Annotated in this window: 2 protein-coding genes; both read left to right on the top strand. The window is 61.3% G+C overall.

Annotated features, from left to right (window positions below):
* Nucleotides 1–346: 346 nt before the first annotated feature.
* Nucleotides 347–739 (top strand): hypothetical protein, encoded by a 393-nt coding sequence (locus EXZ48_RS34570; protein ID WP_130521586.1) that lies wholly within the window; start codon nucleotides 347–349, stop codon nucleotides 737–739.
* 50 nt (nucleotides 740–789) lie between these two features.
* The coding region (locus EXZ48_RS35235) for a hypothetical protein (RefSeq protein WP_207900614.1) at nucleotides 790–1,261 on the top strand (472 nt) is incomplete at its 3' end.

Below are 1,261 nucleotides of genomic sequence, written 5' to 3' on the forward strand. Positions count from 1 at the left end.
GGTTCCAGATACCCTTGTGCTTGCCAGTCCCTTGAACCTGATTGCCGGTTCACCGCTTGCCACCCCAACCTTGCACGTCTTCACCAGATAGTCGGCTCTCAGTGGCCCCGAAACGTCTGGCTAGGGCTCGGGGATTGCACCCGGCCGCCCGTCTGATGGCGACAGAGATACGCCCCTGATTCGAAACACGCAAGAAAATTTGCACGCCATCGCGTGGATTTCATGTTGACGTGCACGCCATAGCGTGTATGATCACCTCATCCCAAGCACGAAGAAGCCAACGCCGATCTGCTTGAACCGATCATGAAACGAAGCCCGACGCCGGGAACGAAGAGGAGCAAGGGAAATGCACCGCAGCCAGTTTTGCACCGCCCGCGAGACGATCCTCACCAAGCTCACAAACCCGAAGGGCTTCTATTTCGAGGAAGGCAGCTTTCACGGCGCCACCTACGCTACGGCGGAGGAAGCCGTCGCCTCTCTGGGCATGGAACATGCTGCAGCATACCTGCGGTTCGATCTCGACACCCTTTCGGCCGAGGACGTCACGGAGGAATTCGCGGCTCAGTGGCTGACGAAATTCGAGGGAACGCCGGACGACGAAGACCGCTGCTTGCCGCTCTACGTCCGCACCTCCCAGGCTTGGGACGACTGGTGCTCTGATTTCACCGTCGAAAACGGCCTTGCTTTCACGCAGCGCAGCCACGGCACGCTCAATCACCGCCAGCAGTTTGGCGCCTAACCATTCACGGCCTCCTGTCACGGCGGGACGGCGAACACAGAGGGAAGATGATGGCAAAAATCACGAAACTGACCGCAGCGCAGGAAGAGCGCCTGGTTGAATTCCGCGAGGAGTGGCGACAGATCGGCCTTTGCCGCGAGCCGGCAGATTTCGAGGCCGGAGACGAGGTTATCCGAGGGTTTTACAAGCGCCTCGGCAAGGATGAGCCGATCATCCTCCACTTCTCGTCGCCGGCTATGTGTGAACTCGCCGTCAACTTTCTGATGAGTGCTTTGAAGAAACCGCCGGACCAGCTCAGGGGCCAGCTCAGGGGCCAGCTCAGGGGCCAGCTCTGGGGCCAGCTCGGGGGCCAGCTCTGGGACCAGCTCTGGGACCAGCTCAGGGACCAGCTCAGGGGCCAGCTCTGGGACCAGCTCTGGGACCAGCTCAGGGACCAGCTCAGGGGCCAGCTCTGGGACCAGCTCTGGGACCAGCTCAGGGACCAGCTCAGGGGCCAGCTCAGGGACCAGCTCAGGGACCAGC

Source organism: Shinella sp. JR1-6, from assembly GCF_004284735.1.
GTDB lineage: Bacteria > Pseudomonadota > Alphaproteobacteria > Rhizobiales > Rhizobiaceae > Shinella.

What these genes read in the sequence shown, in the direction of transcription:
- EXZ48_RS34570 (WP_130521586.1), top strand. Translation starts at nt 347, where the DNA reads ATGCACCGCAGCCAGTTTTGCACCGCCCGCGAGACGATCCTCACCAAG.